This window comes from Bifidobacterium parmae (assembly GCF_002860365.1).
Lineage (GTDB): Bacteria > Actinomycetota > Actinomycetes > Actinomycetales > Bifidobacteriaceae > Bifidobacterium > Bifidobacterium parmae.
Window position 1 is genome coordinate 16095 of record NZ_NMWT01000002.1, and the last position, 23244, is coordinate 39338.

Consider the following 23244-nt stretch of genomic DNA (forward strand, 5'->3'; position numbering starts at 1 on the left):
TCGGCTGCGCCGACAGCCCCCGCCAGCGGGGGCAAGCAGACTTACGAAACGCAACAGAAGCACACAGACAAGGAACCAAGCAATGAGCACATTCTTCCTCGACCAGCTCGCCGCGGGCAAGACGCCGCACGCGCTCGCCTTCGCCGGCCAATCCACGCCGTGGCCGGTCGCGCTCGCCGACCAGACCACCGATCCGACGCTCGCCGAGGCGCTGCACGCGCACGCCGACGCCGCCTACACGAAGCTCACGCCGGTGAACGCCGACCTGCTCGCCACCACCGGTCGCCCGGTCGACCTGTTCGGCTTCACGCCGAACCCGGCCCGCCTCGGCGCGGCCGCCGACGCCACCGCCTCCGTCGAAGGCATCGCCCTGACCCAGCTCGGCGCGCTCATCGACCTCGAACACCTCGGCTACACGCTGCCCGCCGCCAAGCCGACCGTCGTGCTCGGCCACTCGCAGGGCGTGCTCGCCGTCCACATGGCCAAGGCCATCGAACAGGCCGGTTCCATCGAAGCCGCCCGCGACCAGATCGACGAGATCCTCGCCGCCGCCGCCCTCATCGGCGCCGCCGGCACGCGCGCCGCCCGCGAACTCGCCTTGAACCCGCTGCACGGCGAGGCCACGCCGATGCTGTCCGTGCGCGGCGCCACCCGCGCCCAGGTCGAGACGCTCGCCGCCCGCGTCAACAACCCGCGCGGCCCCATCGCCATCGCCGTGACCAACTCGGCCAACCATCACGTGATCTCCGGATTCCCGGACGACCTCGCCGCCTTCGCCGTCGAAGTCGCCAAGGAGCACAGGAAGCAGGCCGCCCTGCGCGAGGAGAAGGTGCGAGGCGGCGCCGTGTTCGCGCCCGTGCTCGAATACCTCGACGTGACCCTGCCGTTCCACTCCCCGCTCATGAAGCCCGCCGTCGACCAGACGGTCGCCTGGGCCGAGGCCTGCGGCTTCGACACCGACCGCGCCCGCGCGCTCGCCGAGGAGGTGCTGCTCAACCACGTGGATTGGGCCGCCCGCGTGCGCGAGGCCCTGACCGGCACCGACCCGGCCAAGCTGTGGATCATGGACATGGGCCCGGGTTCGACGCTCGGCAAGCTCATCGGCAACGTGGTCGAAGGCACCGGCGTGGGCGTCGTCGAGGCGACCACGCTCGCCGAGCGCGCCGCGCTCTCCACGCTCGATCCGGCCGAGGCCGAGACGAAGCGCACCCAGAACTGGAAGGCGTTCGCCCCGCGCGTGGCGGCGACGCCCGCCGGCGACCGTCTCGTCACCAAGTTCTCCGAGCTCACCGGCAAGCCGCCGGTGCTGCTGCCCGGCATGACCCCCACCACCGTCGATCCGGAGATCGTCGCCGCGGCCGCGAACGCCGGCTACTGGGCGGAGCTCGCCGGCGGCGGCCAGGTCACCGCCGAGGTGTTCGACCGTCACGTCGCCAAGCTCGAGGAGCTGCTCGACGAGGGACGCACCGTCGAATTCAACGCCATGTTCATGGACCGCTACCTGTGGAACCTCCAGTTCGGCTCCTCCCGCATCGTGCCGAAGAAGCGCGCGTCCGGCGCGCCGATCGACGGCGTCGTCGTCTCCGCGGGCGTGCCCGAGCTCGACGAGGCCGTGGCGCTCGTCGCGCAGCTCAAGAAGGACGGCCTGCCGTACGTGAGCTTCAAGCCCGGCACCGTCGACCAGATCCGCCAGGTGATCCGCATCGCCAAGGCCGTCGCCCCGACCGTCATCCTCATGCAGGTCGAAGGCGGCGCCGCCGGCGGCCACCACAGCTGGGAGTCGCTCGACGACCTGCTCACCTCCACCTACGCCGAAGTGCGCGCCTGCGACAACCTCGTGCTCGTCGCCGGCGGCGGCATCGGCACGCCGGAACGCGCCGCCGACTACCTGTCTGGCCAGTGGTCGCGCGCCTACGGCCTGCCCGACATGCCGGTCGACGGCGTGCTCGTCGGCACCGCCGTCATGACCGCCAAGGAGGCGCACACCAGCCCCGAGGTCAAGCGGCTGCTCGTCGACACCCCCGGCATCACCGCCGAGACCGTCGCCGCGTCCGGCGCGGCCGACGACCCGTTCGCCCCCGCCGGCGAGCGTTGGGTGCCGTCCGGCAAGTCCGTGGGCGGCGTCGCGTCCGGCCTGAGCCATCTGCACGCCGACATCTATGAGGTGGAGAACGCCTCCGCCGTGTGCGGCCGTCTGCTCGTGCGCGTCATGAAGCACCCCGAGGAGCTCCAGTCCCGCCGCGACGAGATCATCGCCGCGCTGGACCGCACCGCCAAGCCGTACTTCGGCGATCTCGCCTCGATGACCTACCTCCAGTGGGCGCAGCGGTTCGCCGACCTCGCCTACCCGTGGGCGGACGACACGTACGCCGACCGCTTCCTGCACCTGCTGCACCGCATCGAGGCCCGTGTGGCCGACGTGGACTCCGGCGAGTTCGATTCGAAGCTCGACGTGACCCGCGACGACGTGATCGCCGATCCGGCGCCCGCGCTCGAGGCGCTGGCCGCCGCCTACCCGCAGGCCGCCGAGCTCAAGGTCACCCCGGCCGACGAGGCGTGGTTCCCGGTGCTCGTGCGCGAATACCCGAAGCCGATGCCGTTCGTGCCGGTCATCGACAACGACCTGCTGCGCTGGTGGGGCCAGGACCAGCTCTGGCAGTCCGAGGACCCGCGCTATTCCGCGGATTCCGTGCGCGTCATCCCCGGCCCGATCTCCGTGGCCGGCATCACCACCGTCGACGAGCCGGTGGCCGACATCCTCGGCCGCTTCGAGGCCGCCGCGCTGGAGCGTGCGAAGGAGTCCGGCGCCGCGGTCGAGAACGAGTACGCGACGCTCGGCGAGGCCGGGAACGCCGAGGACTTCATCCGCAAGTCGCCGAACATCTCCTGGGTGGGCCACGTGACCGACAATCCGGCGTACGGCACCACGCTCGGCGACAAGGACTACGAGATCCGCGCCGTGGACGCCGCGAACGGCGAATACGACCTCGACATCCATCTCGACACGTATTGGGACAACGACCCGGACGGCGGCAAGTCGAAGCACGCCGTGCGCGACATCGTCATCCCGCTCACCGTGCCGGCCGACGCGACCGGCGGCATGCCGATCGTCAACCGCGAACGCCTGATCCCGGACGTGTACGCGATGCTCGCCGCCACCGCCGGCATCGGCAACACCGCCATCACCGGCGACAAGCTGACCGCGATGCCCGCGATTGACGGCACGCGTGACGGGGAACACCCGTTCGGCGTCGCGCACGCCTCCTACACGTTCTCCGCGAACCTCGGCTACGACCACGAGGCGGCGACCGGCGGCGCCCTGCCGGGCACGCTGCGCGCCTCCCGCATCGCGCCGGACGCGCTCGTCGGCCCGGCATGGCCGGCGATCTACGCGGCGCTCGGCTCCGTGTCCGTGAACGGCTACCCGGTCATCGAGGGCCTGCTCAACGCCGTCCACCTCGACCATCTCATCGAACTCGAGGAGACCGAGGACGAACTGCTCCAGCACGTCGGCGAGACCGTCACGCTCACCTCCTGGGCCGAGGACTACTTCGAATCCGCGTCCGGCCGCGTCGTCACCATCCACGTGACCCACACCGCCGCCGACGGCACGCTGCTCGCCCGCGAGACCGAGCGTTTCGCGATCCGCGGCCGCGTCTACTCCGACGCGCTGCCCGTCGACTCCCCGGAGTTCGGCGACGCGCAGCACGACGAGATCGAATCCACGCCGCGCCGTCTGCTGCGCCGCGTCAAGGTGACCGCGCCGAACGACATGACCGCGTTCGCGCGCACCTCCGGCGACTTCAACCCGATCCACACCTCCAAGCGCGGTGCCGCGATCTCCGGCCTCGCCGCGCCGCTCGTGCACGGCATGTGGCTGTCCGCCACCGCCCAGCACGCGGTGCAGGCGGCCGACGAGAAGGGCGCCCACTACGAGATCGCCGGCTGGACCTACAACATGTACGGCATGGTCCAGCTGAACGACGAGGTCGAGATCTCCGTCGAACGCGTCGGCAAGGTGCGCCACGGCGGCATGACCCTCGAGGTCACCTGCCGCATCGACGGCCAGCTCGTCTCCCGCGGCACCGCGCTGGTGCGCGCCCCCGAGGCCGCGTTCGTCTACCCCGGCCAGGGCATCCAGAAGCAGGGCATGGTTTTGGACGAGCGCGCCAAGTCGCCCGCCGCCCGCGACGTGTGGGAGCGCGCCGACAAGCTCACCCGCTCCAAGCTCGGATTCTCGATCCTCGCCCTCGTGCGCGACAACCCGAAGGAACTCACCGCCAACGGCGTCACCTACCGCCACCCGGAGGGCCTGCTCAACCTCACGCAGTTCACGCAGGTCGCGCTCGCCACCGTCGCGTTCGCGCAGACCGCGCGCCTGCGCGAATCCGGCAGCGACATCTGGCCCGCCTACTTCGCCGGCCACTCGCTCGGCGAATACAACGCGCTGTCCGCGTTCGCCGGCGTGATCCCGCTGGAGACCGTGCTCGAACTCGTGTTCCACCGTGGTTCCACGATGCACCATCTCATCCCGCGCGACGCGCAGGGCCGCTCCAACTACCGCATGGGCGCGCTGCGTCCGAACCAGTTCGGCGTGGGCGACTCGCAAGTGAAGGCGTACGTCGAATCCGTGTCCGAGAAGACCGGCGAGTTCCTGCAGATCGTCAACTACAACCTGGCGGGCGCGCAGTACGCGGTCGCCGGCACGATCGCGGGTCTCAAGGCGCTGCAGGCGGACGCGAACCGCCGCGCCAAGGAGGCGGGCGGCAAGCCGGCGTTCATGCTCGTGCCCGGCATCGACGTGCCGTTCCACTCCACGCTCCTCAGGAAGGGTGTGCCCGAGTTCCGCGACAAGCTCGACGCGCTGCTGCCGCAGCACATCGACTACCGCGGACGCCTCGTCGGCCGCTACATCCCGAACCTCGTGGCCGCGCCGTTCGAGATGACCAAGGAATTCGCGGCGAAGATCCTCGAGGTCGTGCCCTCCGAGCGCATCCGCGAGGCGTTGGAGAACCCGGCCGTGTGGGACTCCTACACCGCCGACGACCAGAAGCTCGGCCGCCTGCTGCTCACCGAACTGCTTTCCTGGCAGTTCGCCTCCCCGGTGCGCTGGATCGAGACCCAGTCGCTGCTCTTCCACAAGGCCGCGCAGGGCGGTCTCGGCGTGGAGGAGTACGTGGAGGTCGGCCTCGGCAACGCGCCGACCCTCGCCAACCTCGGCGCCAAGACCCTCCGCCTGCCCGAGTTCGCCGGCACCGACGTCACCGTCTACAACGTGGGCCGCGACGAAGGCCGCGTGTACATGACCGATTCCGACTCGCTCGTGCCCGAGGAGGAGCCGGAGAGCGCTCCGGCCGCCGCGGCCCCCGTCGAGGCGGCTCCGGCCGGCGGCTCCGCCGTCGCCAAGCTCGGCTCCGGCGCGGCTTCGGCTGCCGCCGCGGGTGCCGCGGGTGCCGCCACACCGGCCGCGTCCGCCGCTCCGGCGTCTCCGCTCCCGCTGGCGGGAGCTGGCGCGGCGCAAGCCGCGACTGAGGGTGGTCAGGCCGCCGGCAATCAGGCCGCCGGCAATCAGGCGTCCGGTGCGGACGTGCCTGACCTGCCGTTCAAGGCCGCCGACGCGATCGGCGTGCTCATGGCCTACTCGGCCAAGGTGCGCCTCGATCAGATCGGCGCCTCCGACACCACCGACACGCTCACTAACGGCGTGTCCTCCCGCCGCAACCAGCTGCTCATGGACATCAGCTCCGAGCTGGGCGTGGCCAGCGTGGACGGCGCCGCCGAGGCGACGCTCACCCAGCTCGCCCAGATCGTGAACAAGGCAGCCCCGAACTACAAGCCGTTCGGTCCGGTCCTCTCCGACGCGATCCGCGACCGTCTGCGCGCCCTGTTCGGTGCGGCCGGCGTCAAGCCGTCGCACATCCGCGAACGCGTGACCGGCGTGTGGCAGCTCGGCGAAGGCTGGGTGGCCGCCACGACCGCCGCGCTCCTGCTCGACACCCGCGAAGGCTCCAGCTCGCGCGGCGGCGACCTCGCCAAGCTGCCGACCGGCGCCGCCGCCAACGCGGCCGCCGCCGACAAGCTCATCGACGACGCGGTCGCCCTCGTCGGACAGACCAAGGGCGTGGCCGTCTCCAAGCCGTCCGCCGGCGGTGCCGCGGGCGGTGCCGTGGTCGACTCCGCCGCGCTCGACGCGTTCGCCGAGAAGGTCACCGGCGCCGACGGCGTGCTCGCCGCCACCGCGCGGTTCGTGCTGAACGAGCTCGGCGTGGCCGCCCCCGCGCCCGAGACCGGCGAGGACGAGAACGCGGCCGTGGTCGCGGCCGTCAGCGCCGAACTCGGCTCCGACTGGCCGAAGCAGGTGGAACCGCGTTTCGACGCGAACAAGGCCATCCTCTTCGACGACCGTTGGGCCTCCGCCCGCGAGGACCTCGCCCGCGCCTACTACGAAGGCGACGCGGACGCGCTCGCCGGCAGCTTCATCGGCCTCGGCAAGGCCGTCGCCGACGAAGCCGAGTGGTTCCTTTCCCGGCTCCCGCTGGCGGGAGCCGTCGAGCATGGCGAGACCGAGGGTGGTCGTACGGCCGACGACGAGACGCTCAAGTCCGCGTTCGCCCGCATCGCCTCCGAGGCGCTCGAACCGGCCTCGTCCAGCGAGACGGCCTCCCGCTTCGCGGGCGACGTGGCCGTGGTCACCGGCGTGAGCCCGAACTCGATCGCCGCCCAGGTGGTCGAGGGCCTGCTCGCAGGCGGCGCCACCGTGATCGCCACCTCGCACAGCTTCAGGCCGTCCATCAAGGCGTGGGGCCGCCAGGCGTACCGCGAGCACGCCACCGGCGACGCCAAGCTGTGGCTCGTGCCCGCGAACCTGTCCAGCTTCCGCGACGTGGACGCGCTCGTGGACTGGGTGGGCAACGTCCAGAAGAAGACGACCGGCGCGACCACCACGATCCTGAAGCCCGCCTACGAGCCGACCCTGTTCTTCCCGTTCGCCGCCCCGCCGGTGCACGGCACGCTCGCCGACTCCGGCGAACTGTTCGAATCGCAGGCCCGCCTCATGCTGTGGGGCGTCGAACGCGCGATCGTCGGACTGGCGAAGATCGGCGCCGACACCGACGTGCAGCACAAGCTGCACGTGGTGCTGCCCGGCTCGCCGAACCGCGGCGTGTTCGGCGGCGACGGCGCGTACGGCGAGGTCAAGTCCGCGTTCGACGCGATCGTCAACCGCGCCCGCGCCGAACGCGACGCCTGGTCGGACCGCGTCACCTTCGCCCACCCGAAGATCGGCTGGGTGCGCGGCACCGGCCTGATGGGCGGCAACGACCCGCTCGTCGCCGTCGTCGAACGCCACGGCATCCACACGTATTCCACGCGTGAGATCGCAATCAAGCTGCTCGACCTGTGCACCGCAGACTCGCGCAAGGCGGCCGTCGCTGCCCCGCTCGACGTGGACCTGACCGGCGGTCTCGGCAGCGAGCCGATCGACATTCGCGCTCTGCGTGCGGAAGCCGAGACGGACGCGGCGAAGGAAGCCGCTGGGCTCCCGCCGGCGGGAGCTGGCGCGACGAATGTCGCGACTGAGGAAGAGAAGCGGATCAAGGCGCTCCCCACGCCGCACGTCCCGCACCAGCCGCACGTGGACCTCGCCGACTGGGACGGCGTGACCGCCCGACCGGAGGACGAGATCGTCATCGTGTCCGTCGGCGAGCTGGGTCCGTGGGGCTCCGGCCGCACGCGCGCCCAGGCCGAACTCGGCATCCACCCGGACGGCACCGTCGACCTCAACGCCGGCGCCGTGCTCGAACTCGCATGGAACATGGGCCTGCTCACCTGGGCCGACAGCCCGAAGCCCGGCTGGTACGACACCGACGGCAACCTCGTGCCCGAGGAGGACATCGCCGACCGCTACCACGACGAGGTCGTGGCCCGCTCCGGCATCCGCCCGTTCGAGGAGGGCATGGGCGACGACTACAAGGACGGCGCCGACGAGGAGGAGGCCGAGGTCTACCTCGACCACGACGTCACCTTCTCCGTGCCCACCGAGCAGGTCGCCCGCGAGTACGTCAAGCTCGACGAGGCCCACACGTCCATCGCCCGCGACGACGAGTCCGGCGAATGGAACGTGACCCGCCACGCCGGCTCGATGATCCGCGTGCCGCGCCGCGCCGCCATGACCCGCACGGTCGGCGGCCAGTTCCCGAAGGGCTTCGACCCGGTCAAGTGGGGCATCCCCGCCTCGATGGTCGGCGACGTGGACCGCATCGCGCTGTGGAACATCGTCACCACCGTGGACGCGTACCTGTCGGCCGGATTCAACCCGGCGGAGATCCTCCAGGCGATCCATCCGTCGCTCGTCGCCTCCACGCAGGGCACCGGCTTCGGCGGCATGGCCTCGATGCGCAAGCTCTACCTCGACCGCTTCCTCAACCACGAGATCCCGACGGACATCCTGCAGGAGGCGCTGCCGAACGTCGTCGCCGCGCACGTCATGCAGAGCTACATCGGCGGCTACGGCAACATGATCCAGCCGGTCTCCGCCTGCGCCACCGCCGCGGTGTCGCTGGAGGAGGGCGCCGACAAGATCGCGCTCGGCAAGGCCGACTTCGTCGTCACCGGCGCGATCGACGACATCGGCGTGGAGTCGGTGATCGGCTTCGGCAACATGAACGCGACCGCCAACTCCGCCGAGATGTACGGCAAGGGCATCGACGCGCGCTTCTTCAGCCGCGCGAACGACCGTCGCCGCGGCGGCTTCCTGGAGTCCCAGGGCGGCGGCACGATCCTGCTCACGCGCGGCGACATCGCGCTCAAGCTGGGTCTGCCGGTCGCCGGCGTGATCGGCTTCATCCACTCCTATGCGGACGGCGCCCACACGTCGATCCCGGCCCCGGGCCTCGGCGCCCTGGCGGCCGGCCTCGGCGGACGCGACTCGAAGCTGGTGAGGGACCTCGCGAAGCTCGGCGTCACGCCGGACGACATCGCCGTGGTCTCCAAGCACGACACGTCCACCAACGCGAACGACCCGAACGAGTCCGAACTGCACAACACGCTGGCTCACGCCATCGGCCGCACCGACGGCAACCCGCTGTTCGTCATCTCGCAGAAGACCGTCACCGGACATGCGAAGGGCGGCGCCTGCATCTTCCAGGTCAACGGCCTCACGCAGCTGTTCGCCTCCGGCGTCATCCCGGCGAACGCGGCGCTCGACTGCGTCGACCCGAAGCTCGCGAAGGACGACCACATGACCTGGCTGAGGAAGCCCCTGCGCATCGGCGGCGGCGAGGACGTGTTCGGCCGCGCCGCGGCCGGCAAGCCGGTCAAGGCCGGTCTCGCCACGTCGCTTGGCTTCGGTCACGTGAGCGGGTTCGTCGCGCTCGTGCACCCCGGCGCGTTCGAGGCGTCCGTTGCGAAGACGGACGGCGAGGCCGCGCTCGAGGCGTGGCGCGAACGCGCGAACGCCCGTCTCGCCGCCGGCCAGCGCCGACTCGAGGAGGGCATGATGGGGCGCGCCGCGCTCTACGAGCCGATCGACAACCGTCGCTTCCGCGAGGACGGCGTGAAGCTCGCGGGCGGCGGCCGCTACGACGCCCACGAGGTCGAGAAGGCCATGCTCCTCGACCCGGACGCCCGCCTGAACGCCTCCGGCTACTTCGAAGCGTGATGCGGCGGCGCGGTGATGCGGTGACGTCGTCGGCCCCCGTTGCGGGGCCGCACGACCGCGTCGACACCGTGCCCGTCATCATGGTCTGCCCCCCTCGTCTGAGGGGGCTGCCGGCGAAGCCGACCGGGGAGAGACCACGGCGCGTTTCCCGCGGTCTCCCCCTCCGGGGCGTCGCGCCGCCTCCCTCGTTGAAGGGAGGCTTTTTCATATCCGTACATATCCGTACGTAGTCGTATCCGTATATTTCCGTATACGTATATCGATTCATACGCACACCGATGGGAGGTCATCATGCCCGTGCTCGGACTCGGCCACGACGTGGTCGACGTGGCGGCGTTCGCCGAACAGCTCGCGCTGCCCGGCTCGCGCATGCGCACGCTGTTCTCGGTGCGCGAGACGCGCCAGGCCGCGGCCCGCGCGGCGGCGAAGTACGACGGCGAGGCCGTGCATCTCGCCGCCAAATGGGCCGGCAAGGAGGCGGTCCTGAAGGCGTGGTGCGAGGCCGTGGGAGAGGGCGCGTTGCCGTATACGCTCGACGATTTCCCCTGGTCCGGCGTCGAGATCCTCGACGACGCACACGGACGCCCGCACGTCGCGCTGCGCGACGACGTCGCACGCGAACTGCGCGAGTCGTTGCCGTCGCCGCGGCTTCGGTCCCCGCTGCCGAGGGACCCGTCGACGGAGCCGATCGGGGGAGGGCCCGCCGCGCCCCCGTCCCCCGCCCCCCGCTGGCACGTCTCCCTCACCCACGACGCCGGCATCGCCTCCGCCGTCACCCTCCTCGAGTCATAACCCCGCCCCTTACCCCATGGTGCGGTGAAATCCCCATGGTGCGGTACCGCAAAACGGCCATTTTCCGCCGATGTGGAGATTGTGTGTTGCCGCACCATGGGAATGGCGGGAGTGGCGGGTGAGTGGTGGGTGAGTGGTGGAAGGGGGATGGGGAAGTGGGTCGGTGCAAACGCTGTTACCGTTGCGGTGGCGTGGCTTGGAACGGTTTGACACGCCGGGTATCGAACCGGTTTGATAACACGCGCGCGCGACGTTACACTGGACAGCGTCATCGCATACAACCAACGACGAAGTTAGGCACCGCAGCTAAAAGGAGTCACAGATGGCCGAAACCACCGCAACCAAGTCCGCCCCCGCGACCGACGACGTGTTCGCCGCGCGACTCGCCCGCCATCACGACGAATTCGAATCCCTGTTCCGCATGCTGTACGGCGACTCCCCGGAGCTCGCCGTCTTCGAGCGCGCCATGGCCGACGCCTACGCCGAACGCCCCGCCGACCTGAAGAAGCTCGACATCGAACGCGAGAAGGACCCGGAGTGGTACAAGCGCGGCGACATGTTCGGCATGACCATGTACACCGACCTGTTCGCGGGCGACCTGAAGAAACTCGCCGGCAAGATCGACTACCTGAAGGAGCAGAAGCTCACCTACCTGCACCTCATGCCGCTGCTGAAGATGCCGCACCCGGACAACGACGGCGGCTACGCCATCGAGGACTTCGACACCGTCGACCCGCTGCTCGGCTCCAACGAGGACCTCGCCGCCCTCACCAAGAAGCTGCGCAAGGCCGGCATCAGCCTGTGCCTCGACTTCGTGATGAACCACACCGCCTCCTCCCACCGCTGGGCGAAGGCCGCCGAGGCCGGCGACCCCGAATACCAGGACTACTACTTCTGCTACGACGACCGCACCATCCCCGACCAGTACGACGCCGTCGTCCCGCAGGTCTTCCCCAACACCGCGCCCGGCAACTTCTCCTGGAACGAGAAGATGGGCAAGTGGGTCATGACCCAGTTCTACCCGTTCCAGTGGGATCTCAACTACCGCAACCCGAAGGTCTTCACCGCGATGATGACCTCCGTCATGCACCTCGCCAACCTCGGCGTCGAGGTGTTCCGCCTCGATGCGGTGCCGTACATCTGGAAGCAGTTCGGCACCAACTGCCGCAACCTGCCGCAGGTCCACACCATCGTGCGCATGATGCGCATGATGCTGGAGATCGTCTGCCCGGCCGTCGTCCTCAAGGGCGAGGTCGTCATGGCCCCCAAGGAGCTCGCCGCCTACTTCGGCACCCCCGAACGCCCCGAATGCCACATGCTGTACAACGTGTCCATCATGGTGAACCTGTGGGCCGCGCTCGCCAGCGGCGACGTGCGCCTGCTCAAGCGCCAGGCCGACAAGCTCAACGCCCTGCCGGACAACTGCTGGTTCGTCAACTACCTGCGCTGCCACGACGACATCGGCTGGGGCCTCGACGAGGACGAGGAGGTGCGCCTCGCCATCGACCCGCTCAAGCACAAGGAGTTCCTGTACCACTTCTACGAGGGCACTGTGCCCGGCAGCTGGGCCATGGGCGAACTGTACAACTACGACGAAGCCACCAAGGACGCCCGCAGCTGCGGCACCGCCGCCTCCCTGTGCGGCGTCGAGAAGGCGCTCATCACCCACGACAAGCCCGCCTACGAGAAGTCCATCGACCGCGACCTGCTCCTGCACCGCGCGATGGCGTTCCTGCGCGGCTTCCCGATGCTCAACTGCGGCGACGAGATCGGCCAGCTCAACGGCTGGGACTACAAGGAGGACCCGGACCGCGTGGCCGACAGCCGCAACCTGCACCGCAGCAAGTTCGACTGGAAGAAGGCCGCCGAGCGCAACACGCCCGGCACGCTCCAGAACCGCCTGTGGGAGGGCATGGAGTCGCTGCGCGAGATGCGCGACGATCCGTGCTTCGGCCCGGACGCGTGGGTGACCACGTGGGACACGCACGACGACGCGATCCTCGGCGTCCTGCGCAAGGAGGGCGATCGCACGATCGTCGGCCTGTTCAACTTCACCGACGCCGACACCTACGCCGTGCTCGACAGCACCGCCGACGTCACGCTCCCCGAGCGCGTCGATCTCAAGCCCTACGAGGCGAAGATCATCGTCGCCCACGAGTGAGCCGTCCCCGAACCGTCGTCGCGGAGTGACGCCGCACGCGCCGCTCCACGACGTACCATCATCGGCATCGCGCCCTGTTCCTCTCGGACGCGATGCCGTCCCACCTGTGGCCCCGGCCGCGCGGATCCCCTTCCCACGCGGCCGGGGCCATCCCATATCCGCTCCCAGGCGGCGTGCGGGAGCCTGCCGGCAACCGTCGCCGGCAACCATCGGCGTCCCCGCCGCATCACATCACGCGGACGATTCCGCGAACATCCTGTCCCATCGCGCTACAGTCGCCCATATGGGAATCATCGGGAATGACGAAGCGCGCATGCCGCGCACGGCACAGGTCGCCGACCGCGTCGTGTTCGTCGGCGAGACCGGATCGACGAACACGCTCGCGCGCGGACTGGTCGCATCGGGGGAACTCGCGGGCGCCGCCGGTGTCGCGGATGCCGCCGGGGCGGTCGCAGGTGGTTCCGCCGCATCGGACCACCCATATGCCGCCGTCGTCGCGGCAGACCGGCAGACCGCCGGACGCGGCCGTCTCGACCACACGTGGGAAAGCGCGCCGGGGGAGTCGTCCACCGTGTCGTACGTCGTGACCGTGCCGCGCGCGCTCGCCGTCGACGAGACGGTCAACGGCTGGCTGCAGATGACCGCCGGGCTCGCCACGCTCGACGGGCTGCGGACCGCGCTCGCGGCGGTCGGCGCGAAGCCGCTGCACGACGCGGAAGATGGCGGCGATGGCGGCGACGCGCCCGCCGTGTCCGCCGACCGTCTCGGACTCAAATGGCCGAACGACATCTTCGTCGGCGACCATAAGCTCGGCGGCATCCTCGCCGAACTCGTGCCGCTGCCGGAAACGGCGGAAACGGGGGAATCGGGGACTGGCGCGTCGGGAGACGGGCCGTCGACGGAGACGCCCGACGATGCCGGCCGCGTCGCCATCGTCTTCGGCGTCGGATTGAACCTCGCCGTGCCCGCCGACCGGCTGCCCACGCCGCAGGCCACGTCGCTGCAACTGCACTATGCGCCGTTGCCGTCGGGGGAGGAGCTGCGCGACCGGATCGCCGCTGGGACCGTCGCCGCGCTGCGCCGCCGTCTCGCCGCCCTCGCTGCCGGGCCGCGCGACGCGGCGGCGGCGTTGCGGCGCGAGACGGCCGACGCGTGCGTCACGCTCGGACGCCGCGCCGTCGCGCACTTCACCGACGGCAGCACGCTGGAAGGCGAGGCCGTCGCGCTGAACGACGACGCGTCGCTCACGATCCGCGACGATGCCGGCGTGACGCACGTCGTGCGCACCGCCGACGTCGGCGTGCTGCCCGCGTGACGTGCGACGCGACGCGACCGTGCCGGCGTCACGGAGCGGAATCCGTACTGTCCGCATGACGTGGGATGCGCGAATATGTTGTGATGGCGGGTGCTGTGTCGCCGGAGTGCGTGTTGCTGACGCGTTGTGGTGTCGGGGACTTGTGGCGCCGGGAACGTTGTGTTGCCGGTGCTGATGCGCGGATGTGCCGTGTGCCGGAACGGTGGGTGACGGCACTCGGGGCATGGCGTGGGCGTTGCGACGGGGGCGTCTGCGACACGGCGGCGCCCTGCGGGTTGTGCGTCGTGCGGCCTTGTGTATAATGGCACGAGTTGTTTTATCGGAGTGATTCGGTGAGACGATGCGCGGATGTAGCTCAATGGTAGAGCCTCAGTCTTCCAAACTGATTACGCGGGTTCGATTCCCGTCATCCGCTCCACTCAAGAACCGTTGGAATTCCAATAATTCCAACGGTTCTTTTGCTTGTTCTGGGGTTGCCGGAACATAGGGGCACCCACTGGCTCCCGCTGGCGGGAGCTGTCATGCGGAGCATGACTGAGGGTGGTCTTGTGATTCGGTGAGAGTCGAAGGTGGTAGGACATGGCCGGATTGTTTCGCTGGGACGAGTCGAAGGTGGTAGGACATGACCGGATTGTTTCGCTGGGGCATATTGTTGTGGCATGGATTGTTCGTCCGCCGTCTCGCCTGCAACGCGGGGATGACCCAGTGCCGCTCCCGCTGGCGGGAGCTGTCATGCGGAGCATGACTGAGGGTGGTCCGACATTACCCCGTATGAAACCCCCGTTCTCCGCGATGTACAGCGTCAAATGGACGGATAGGGGGTGTGGAATCGGGTGTTTGGCGCTGTAGAAACCAGATAACGGGGGTTTGGTGCGGGTGGTTTGGTGCGGGTGGTTTGGTGCGGGTGGTTCGGTGCGGGGGTCGGTGCGGGGGTTCGGTGCGGGGTTCGGTACGGGCTTGGCCGAGGTCGGGTTCGGCTCCCGTGAGAACACGGTGAGAACATTTTATTTCCGCTGTGCCGATTGGGGCATGCCATCGGGGATGATGGTGGGCATGGCTGATGAGTTGAGGATGCGCGCCGGGGCGTTCGTGGAACGGTGGCGTGGCCGTGGCGATGAGAACAGCGAGACCCAGCAGTTCTGGATGGATCTGTTGGGCGATGTGCTGCATGTGGACCGGTTGAGCGACCGGCAGGTGTTGTGGTTCGAGCGGCGTACGGCGGGCAACGGCCTGATTGACGTGCTGATGGTCGAGGCGCGTGTGCTGGTCGAGCAGAAGAGCCTTGGCGTGGACTTGGACAAGGAGGAGCCGCGGCAGGGCGTGATGAAGACGCCGGTGCGTCAGGCGCTCGATTATGCGAACGCGTTGCCGCCGTCGGAGCGGCCGGTGGTGTTGATCACCTGCAATTTCGGCGTGTTCCGTCTCTACGATCTGGAATCGGACCCGTTGGCGAAGGCGCCGCGCTCGGAGTTCGCGCTGGAGGAGCTGCCCGGCCATGTCGGCGAGCTTGCTGGCCTGTTCGACCGGGGCCGCAGCCGTACCATCGTCCAGCAGCAGTTGTCGGAGAAGGCGGGCCAGTTGGGTGCGAGGCTGCATGACGCCCTCGCGTCCTGCTACGACGATCCGGATGAGGCGAAGGCGCATGACGATCTGGCGATGCTGACCGTGCGCATCGTCTTCTGCCTGTACGCCGAGGATGCGGGCCTGTTCCCGGCCAACAGTTTCCGCGACCTGGTGAAGGCGTCCGATCCGCGGCATCTGCGCGGCGACATCGAGGACCTGTTCGACGTGCTCGACACGCCCGAGGATGGTCGGAGCAGATACCTGGATGAGACGCTCGCGTGTTTCCCGTACGTGGACGGCGGCCTGTTCCGCGACCAGATCGAGATACCGCCGATGGGGCGGGACATTCAGGACGCGCTCATGGAGATCAGCGAGGGATTCGACTGGAGCGGCATCAGCCCGGTCATCTTCGGCAGTCTCATGGAGGAGACGCTCAGTCATGACGAGCGGCGGCGCGGCGGCATGCACTATACGAGCGTGACGAACATCCACCGGCTCATCGACCCGTTGTTCCTCGACGGATTGACCGCCGAGTGCGATCGGCTGCTCGCCGCCCGCCCGGCGGCGGAGAAAGGGCGCGCGTTCAAGGAGTGGCGTCAGGGCCTCCAGGATTACCAGGATCGTCTCGCGGGCCTCAAGTGGGCGGATTTCGCGGCCGGTTCGGGCAATTTCCTCACGGAGACGTTCATCTGCGTGCGCCGGTTGGAGAACCGGGTCATCGAGGCGTTGCAGGGCGACCAGATCGCGTTCGACATGGAGGGGTTCAGCGTCAAGGTGTCGATCGCGCAGATGTACGGCGTGGAGATCAACGGGTTCGCGTGCGCGGTGGCGCGCACCGCGTTGTGGATCGCGGAGCAGCAGATGCTCGACGAGACCGAATCGGTGTCCGGCAGGGGGCTCGACCGGCTTCCGTTCAAGGATTCCGGCAACATCGTGCAGGCGAACGCCCTGCGCTACGACTGGAACGACCTGCTGCCCGGCGCTGAGTGCGATTACGTGATGGGCAATCCGCCGTTCCTCGGCCATATCAGCAAGACGCCGGAGCAGACGGGCGACCTGAAGGCCGTGTGGGGCGGGGGCTACGACGGGTATCTCGACTATGCGACAGGCTGGTTCCGCAAGGCGTCGCGGTACCTGACCAAGCCTTCGGCGGCGTTCGCGCTCGTCAGCACGAACTCGATCACGCAGGGACAGCCCGTGCCCCGCCTGTTCAAGCCGATCATGGAGGACGGGTGGCGCATCGCGTTCGCGCACCGCACGTTCGCGTGGAACGCGCAATCCACGGACAATGCGCACGTCCACGTCGTCATCATCGGCATGGACCATGCCGACGACGCGACGAAGCCGCCCGTCCTGTTCGAATACCCCGACATCGACGGCGAACCGGAGGCCACGCATCCGCGGCACGTCAACGGGTACCTGCTCGACGGGCCGGACGTGTACGCGGAGAAACGCAGCCAGAAGGCCGGGCCGCTCTCGCCGATGCTCGGCCGGGTCGATTTCGGCTCGATGCCGTTGGACGGAGGCAACCTGCTCATCAACGATGCGGACGAATACGCGAAGGCGATGGACGATCCGATCGCCGCGAAATACGTGCGCCCGTTCCGCATGGGACGCGAGCTCATCAACGGCATCGACCGCTGGTGCCTGTGGCTCGCGGACGCGCCCGCGTCCGACATCCTCAGATCCCCGTATCTCAAGACGCGGGTCGAAGCGTGCAGGAAATACCGCGAACAAGCGCCGGTGAAGGGCGACGCGTACAAACACCGCGACACCCCGCAATTGTTCCGTGACGACCACCAACCAAGGGAACAGTATCTCGCCATCCCAGCGGTGTTCAGCAGCCAACGTCGGTGGATGACCTGCGGTCTGCTGCCGAATGACGTCATCGCCGGCAACAAGATTTTCGTCTGCGACGATCCGGACGGTTTCGCGTTCGCGATCATCGAATCGTCCATGTTCCTGACATGGCAGAAGGCGATCGGCGGACGATTGAAGAACGACTGCAATTTCAGCAACACCGTCGTCTGGAACACGCTGCCGCTGCCGAAGCTGTCCGATGCCATGCGCGTGAAGGTCATCGAGGCCGGCCGGGCGGTGACCGAGGCGCGCGCGAACCATCCGGGCGAAAGCCTCGCCGACCTGTACAACCCGCTGCTCATGCACCCCGACCTGCTCAAGGCCCACGAACGGCTCGACCGCGTCGTCGATGCCGCGTTCGGCGCCGGCAGACCCTGCGGGTCGGACGACGAACGCCTCCAGATCCTCTTCGACCGCTACCAGGAACTGACCAAGGTCTGAGACAGACCGAAAACAAAGCCGGAGCGAAAGGAGCGCCGTCAGGTATAGGCGACGAAGAGCGAAGAAGGCAAAAAGAGAAAGCAACTAGGGGAGAGAGGAGCCCGCCCATGTTCGACATAGACAAGGTTCGCGCAATCATGTCCCGCTACCCGCGCATACATCCGGAGGATGCGATGTCGAGAACGAATTTATCGTTGTTTATGACGATGGTAATATCGTCATAGACAACGATATAAGGAGGAATCGATGAGCGTTTCCACACTGCCCCGCATCAACCAGACGGTCTCCATCAGCGATCTCAACCGCGGCAAGGCCACCGAAACATGCCTCCTCGCCCGCAAGGCCCCCGTGGTCGTCCTCAACCGCAACAAGCCGACGGCCGTCATCCTCGACATCGACCAATACAATCGGATTCAGGAATACCTGGAGGACATGGACGACGCCCGCATGGCCGAAGAGCGTTTGGATCATTGGAACGGAACCGCCATCAACGAGCATGATGTCATGCGGCACGCCGGCATCACGGAGGCGGACATCGCCGCCGCGCCGGAGGTCGAATTCGAGTGACCGCATGGGAACGGAAGTGGCTTCCCGAAGCGGAACATGATTTCAGCAAGTTCGACGCCTCGATTCAAGCCCAGGTCATCAAAGGATTGCGGAAGGTCGCCGAGAATCCGCTTCCCACGACCGAGGGCGGGTACGGGAAGCCGTTGCGCAACGGCAACAAGACGAAGCTCGCCGGACTATGCAAAATCAAGTTCAGGAACATCGGCGTACGCGTCGTCTACAAGCCGATTCGCACCGACAGCCGCATGCTCATCATCGTGGTCGGCATCCGCGCGGACGACGAAGTGTACCGGATCGCGGACAACAGACGACGAAGCCACGACATCTGAACCGGATCGTCCGCCATGACAGTCGAATCGTCGCCCCGGAGATTCGCGGATCGCAACGGCGGAATCATCGCAAGCGGGCGTTTCATCCCCGCTGTTTCGCGATTGCCGGCGCCGAAACATGAATGATTGCGCGGGGTGCCCGCTTCGCCGGTGGTGTGCAGTATCGTGGACGGAGGAAAACAGCACGCGCCACGGCTGCGGTCGGCCGTGGCGCGGCGCGACGGATGTGAAGGAACGACGGCAAGCGAGGCGGTATATGGCGGACGAGAGCGAACGCAACGAGGCCACCGAGATCGTGGACGGCAGGGTCGAGACGGTCGAGGTGTCGAAGCATCCGGAGGCGACGATTCCCGAGACGGACCTCTCGCTCGCGGACATCGAACGCGGACGCTCCCATCCCGTGCGCTGGGCCGTGTACGCCGCGGCCGTGCTCGTCGCGATCATCGCGCCGTACTGGTACGGGCGCGCGCTCGCCGTCAACGACACCGCGTGGCTGACCGCGCACCTCGACGCGTTCACGCCGCAGGGCATGGCGTTCCTCTCATGGACGGTCACGCTGGCGGCCATCGCCATGCTGGGCGTCGCGATCGTCGACTCCGGGCGCTGGATCTGGCGCATCCTGTTCGTGATCGGTCTCGCCGCCGAACAGTTCGTCGCCGGCGTGGCGCTGCTCAGACTCGACTTCTGGTATTCGACGTACGTCGTGTACGGCGAATCGGCGACCGTCGCGAACGCGGCCAACCTCGGCATCATCGCCGCCGGATTCGGCGTGGCCGTGTTCGCCGTGATCTGGGTGGGGCTGCTCGTCGTCATCAGGAAGGAGTCGCCGCTCAACGTGCTCACGCGCAGCTGGGCGTCGTTCATCCTGTTCTTCGCGATCGAGGCGGCGGCGCTGCTCGTCGTCATGTTCGGCGGTCTGCTCACCACCGTCGGCGCGTGACGCGTGACGCGTGACGCGTGGCGTTCGCCGTGCGCGTGACATGCATCGCATGTGACACGCACGTCCGCACCGCGTCCTATAGTTTCCATTTGGCGTAAATCGCCCGCGGATAGAGAGCGCTCCACGCAACGAGCATGGGGCACCGCGCAACGACCATAAGGAGGATGCCGTGGCACTTACGGCTGAAGAGAAGTCCCAGATCATCAACGAGTTCGCGACGCACGAGGGCGACACCGGCTCCCCGGAGGTCCAGGTCGCGCTGCTCTCCAAGCGCATCTCCGACCTGACCGAGCACCTGAAGAAGCACCAGCACGACCACCACTCCCGTCGCGGCATGCAGATGATGATCGGTGACCGTCGCTCCCTGCTCGACTACCTCAAGCGCAACGACATCAACCGTTACCGTGCGCTGATCGAGAAGCTTGGTCTGCGTCGATAGTACAGACTTCCGCCCGGGCGCCTTACGGCGTTCGGGCGTTTTACATACGCCTGCCAAACGGCAACACAACCGAAGAGGGGACGGATTCGAGAGGACGGGCCGCGAGGTGCGGCCGGCAGAGAATCCGGTTTACGAATCGTGAGTTGACACGAGGGCGCGGCCGGGGGTCGCGCATGGCGGCGGCGGGAGGCCCGAACGGAGGTCCGATCGGATGGGCCGCGCCGCCGGAACGAAAGCGAATGTAAGAGCCTGGCCCGGCTGAAGAAGGGCCGCATGGTTGTAGGAAAAGACAAGACAAAGGAGGAACCCTATGGAGGGTCCCGAAATCAAGGCCGCAGAGGCCATCATCGACAATGGGTCGTTCGGCAAGCGCACGCTGCGCTTCGAGACCGGCCGTCTCGCCCAGCAGGCTGACGGCGCCGTCGCCGCCTACCTGGACGACGACACCATGGTGCTGAGCACCACCACCGCCGGCAACAGCCCGAAGGAGAACTACGACTTCTTCCCGCTGACCGTCGACGTCGAAGAGAAGATGTACGCCGCCGGCAAGATCCCCGGCTCCTTCTTCCGCCGCGAAGGCCGTCCGTCCAACGACGCGATCCTGGCCTGCCGCATCATCGACCGCCCGCTGCGCCCGCTGTTCCCGCACACGCTGCGCAACGAGGTGCAGGTCGTCGAGACGATCCTGTCCGTCAACCCGGACGACGCGTACGACGTGGTCGCCCTGAACGCGGCCTCCGCTTCCACCATGATCTCCGGCCTGCCGTTCTCCGGCCCGGTCTCCGGCGTGCGCCTGGCCCTCATCGACGGCCAGTGGGTCGCCTTCCCGACCTGGTCCGAGCGTGAGCGCGCCGTGTTCGAGATCGTGGTCGCCGGCCGTGTGATCGACAACGGCGACGTCGCGATCGCCATGATCGAGGCCGGCGCCGGCAAGAACGCCTGGCACCTCATCTACGACGAGGGCCAGACCAAGCCGGACGAGACCGTCGTGGCCGAAGGCCTCGAAGCCGCCAAGCCGTTCATCAAGGTCATCTGCGAGGCCCAGAACGAGCTCAAGGCCGCCGCGGCGAAGGAGACCCGCGAGTTCCCGCTGTTCCCGGAGTACACCGAGGACCTCTACAACCGCATCGACGAGATCGCCCACCAGGACCTCGACGAGGCGCTGACCATCGCGGAGAAGCTGCCGCGTCAGGAGCGCATCCACGAGATCAAGGAGCACGTGCGCGAGATTCTCGCCAACGAGTTCACCGACATGGACGACGCTGAGAAGGACAAGGAGCTCGGCAACGCGTTCAAGGAGCTGCAGCGCCAGATCGTGCGCCGCCGCATCCTCACCGAGGACTACCGCATCGACGGCCGTGGCCTCAAGGACATCCGCACCCTGTCCGCCGAGGTGGACATCGTGCCGCGCGTCCACGGCTCCGCCCTGTTCCAGCGCGGCGAGACCCAGATCCTGGGCGTCACCACGCTGAACATGCTCAAGATGGAGCAGCAGCTCGACTCCCTGTCCGGCCCGCAGTCCAAGCGCTACATGCACAACTACGAGATGCCGCCGTACTCCACCGGCGAGACCGGCCGCGTCGGTTCCCCGAAGCGCCGCGAGATCGGCCACGGCGCCCTCGCCGAGAAGGCCCTCGTGCCGGTGCTGCCGAGCCGCGAGGAGTTCCCGTACGCGATCCGTCAGGTCTCCGAGGCCATCGGCTCCAACGGCTCCACCTCCATGGGCTCCGTGTGCGCCTCCACCCTGTCGCTGCTCGCGGCGGGCGTGCCGCTGAAGGCCCCGGTCGCGGGCATCGCGATGGGCCTGGTCTCCGGCGACGTCGACGGCCAGCACATCTACAAGACCCTGACCGACATCCTGGGCGCCGAGGACGCGTTCGGCGACATGGACTTCAAGGTGGCCGGCACCTCCGAGTTCATCACCGCCCTGCAGCTCGACACCAAGCTGGACGGCATCCCGGCCGACATCCTCGCCGCCGCGCTGCAGCAGGCGAAGGACGCCCGCACCACGATCCTCGAGGTCATCAACGAGTGCATCGACGGCCCGGCCGAGATGAGCGAGTTCGCCCCGCGCATCATCACCACCACCGTCCCGGTCGAGAAGATCGGCGAGGTCATCGGCCCGAAGGGCAAGATGATCAACCAGATCCAGGAGGACACCGGCGCCGAGATCGCGATCGAGGACGACGGCACCGTCTTCATCTCCTCCGAAGGCGGCGAGGCCGCCGAGAAGGCGAAGCAGATCATCGACTCCATCGCCAACCCGCACGTGCCTCAGGCCGGCGAGACCTACAACGGCAAGGTCGTCAAGACCACGTCGTTCGGCGCGTTCGTGAACCTCACGCCGGGCACCGACGGCCTGCTGCACATCTCGCAGATCCGCAACCTCACCAACGGCGAGCGCATCGACCAGGTCGAGGACGTGCTCAAGGAGGGCGACACCGTCGAGGTCGTCGTCCAGGGCGTCGACGACCGCGGCAAGATCTCCCTCGCGATCCCCGGCTTCGAGGATCAGGAGAACAACGCGCGTCGCGGCGGCGACCGTCCGGCCCGTTCCGACCGTGACGACCGTCGCGGCTCCCGCGGCCCGCGTCGTGACGACCGTCGCGACCGCGACGACGATTACGACGATCGTCCGCGCCGTCGCCGTGCCGACGACCGCGACGACCGTCGCGACGATCGTGATTACGATGATCGTCCGCGTCGCCGCCGCGCCGAGCGTGACTACGACGATCGTGATTACGATGATCGTCCGCGTCGTCGCCGCGCCGAGCGTGACTACGACGATCGTGACGACCGTCGCGGCTCCCGCGATGACGATCGTCCGCGTCGCCGTCGTTCCGACGATCGTGACGACCGTCGTTCCGATCGTGACGACCGTCGCGGCGGCCGCGGCCGTGGCGGCTACGACCGCAACCCGCGCTACGCGACCGACGAGAACTACGACGAGTACCACGCGGACCGCATCGAGCGCACCGAGCGCCCGCGCCGCCGCGTCCGTCGCGACTTCGATCCGTTCGAGGACTGAGTCCTCTCACGGATCCTTCGCCGGCGCTTGTAGTGCGCCGGCTCACTTCGCCTACGGACAGCCCACTGGGCTGTCCGTTTGACGGCTCAGCATTCGAGGACTGAGTCGGACTAATCTAGAAGTCGGCGTCGCACGCTGAGTACGCGATAGG

The 23244-nt window shown here is 68.1% G+C and carries 10 protein-coding genes and 1 tRNA gene; all 11 read left to right on the forward strand.

The window, feature by feature from the left end:
* The first annotated feature begins 82 nt into the window (after window positions 1–82).
* On the forward strand, window positions 83–9658 hold the full coding sequence (locus tag Uis4E_RS01235; RefSeq protein WP_101621446.1) for a type I polyketide synthase: 9576 nt from the start codon (window positions 83–85) through the stop codon (window positions 9656–9658).
* Window positions 9659–9949: 291 nt separating this feature from the next.
* Window positions 9950–10450 (forward strand): holo-ACP synthase, encoded by a 501-nt coding sequence (locus Uis4E_RS01240; RefSeq protein WP_165784795.1) that lies wholly within the window; start codon window positions 9950–9952, stop codon window positions 10448–10450.
* Window positions 10451–10772: 322 nt separating this feature from the next.
* Window positions 10773–12611 carry an alpha-amylase family protein gene (locus Uis4E_RS01245; RefSeq protein WP_101621447.1) on the forward strand — a complete coding sequence of 613 codons (1839 nt, stop codon included), beginning with the start codon at window positions 10773–10775 and terminating at the stop codon, window positions 12609–12611.
* 313 nt (window positions 12612–12924) lie between these two features.
* Complete coding sequence (locus tag Uis4E_RS01250) at window positions 12925–13926, forward strand: biotin--[acetyl-CoA-carboxylase] ligase (protein WP_101621487.1); 1002 nt, start codon at window positions 12925–12927, stop codon at window positions 13924–13926.
* Window positions 13927–14270: 344 nt separating this feature from the next.
* Window positions 14271–14344, forward strand: a tRNA-Gly gene (locus tag Uis4E_RS01255).
* Between the two features lie 635 nt (window positions 14345–14979).
* Entirely contained in the window at window positions 14980–17790 is a 2811-nt protein-coding gene (locus Uis4E_RS01260; RefSeq protein WP_101621448.1) for a DNA methyltransferase, read from the forward strand.
* A 246-nt stretch (window positions 17791–18036) separates the two neighbouring features.
* Window positions 18037–18357 carry a type II toxin-antitoxin system Phd/YefM family antitoxin gene (locus tag Uis4E_RS01265; RefSeq protein ID WP_101621449.1) on the forward strand — a complete coding sequence of 107 codons (321 nt, stop codon included), beginning with the start codon at window positions 18037–18039 and terminating at the stop codon, window positions 18355–18357.
* Complete coding sequence (locus Uis4E_RS01270; RefSeq protein ID WP_101621450.1) at window positions 18354–18686, forward strand: type II toxin-antitoxin system RelE family toxin; 333 nt, start codon at window positions 18354–18356, stop codon at window positions 18684–18686. The genes Uis4E_RS01265 and Uis4E_RS01270 overlap by 4 nt, the downstream gene beginning before the upstream one ends.
* A gap of 256 nt (window positions 18687–18942) precedes the next feature.
* A complete protein-coding gene (locus Uis4E_RS01275) occupies window positions 18943–19626 on the forward strand; it encodes a hypothetical protein (RefSeq protein WP_101621451.1) in 684 nt (227 codons plus the stop codon).
* Between the two features lie 169 nt (window positions 19627–19795).
* Window positions 19796–20065 (forward strand): 30S ribosomal protein S15, encoded by a 270-nt coding sequence (gene rpsO / locus Uis4E_RS01280; protein WP_034527929.1) that lies wholly within the window; start codon window positions 19796–19798, stop codon window positions 20063–20065.
* A 310-nt stretch (window positions 20066–20375) separates the two neighbouring features.
* Complete coding sequence (locus Uis4E_RS01285; RefSeq protein ID WP_101621452.1) at window positions 20376–23093, forward strand: polyribonucleotide nucleotidyltransferase; 2718 nt, start codon at window positions 20376–20378, stop codon at window positions 23091–23093.
* Window positions 23094–23244: the final 151 nt, after the last annotated feature.

Coding starts and splice junctions, on each gene's coding strand:
- Uis4E_RS01240 (WP_165784795.1), top strand. CDS start 9,950: ATGCCCGTGCTCGGACTCGGCCACGACGTGGTCGACGTGGCGGCGTTC.
- Uis4E_RS01260 (WP_101621448.1), top strand. CDS start 14,980: ATGGCTGATGAGTTGAGGATGCGCGCCGGGGCGTTCGTGGAACGGTGG.
- Uis4E_RS01245 (WP_101621447.1), top strand. CDS start 10,773: ATGGCCGAAACCACCGCAACCAAGTCCGCCCCCGCGACCGACGACGTG.
- Uis4E_RS01265 (WP_101621449.1), top strand. CDS start 18,037: ATGAGCGTTTCCACACTGCCCCGCATCAACCAGACGGTCTCCATCAGC.
- Uis4E_RS01275 (WP_101621451.1), top strand. CDS start 18,943: ATGGCGGACGAGAGCGAACGCAACGAGGCCACCGAGATCGTGGACGGC.
- Uis4E_RS01285 (WP_101621452.1), top strand. CDS start 20,376: ATGGAGGGTCCCGAAATCAAGGCCGCAGAGGCCATCATCGACAATGGG.
- Uis4E_RS01235 (WP_101621446.1), top strand. CDS start 83: ATGAGCACATTCTTCCTCGACCAGCTCGCCGCGGGCAAGACGCCGCAC.
- Uis4E_RS01250 (WP_101621487.1), top strand. CDS start 12,925: ATGCCGCGCACGGCACAGGTCGCCGACCGCGTCGTGTTCGTCGGCGAG.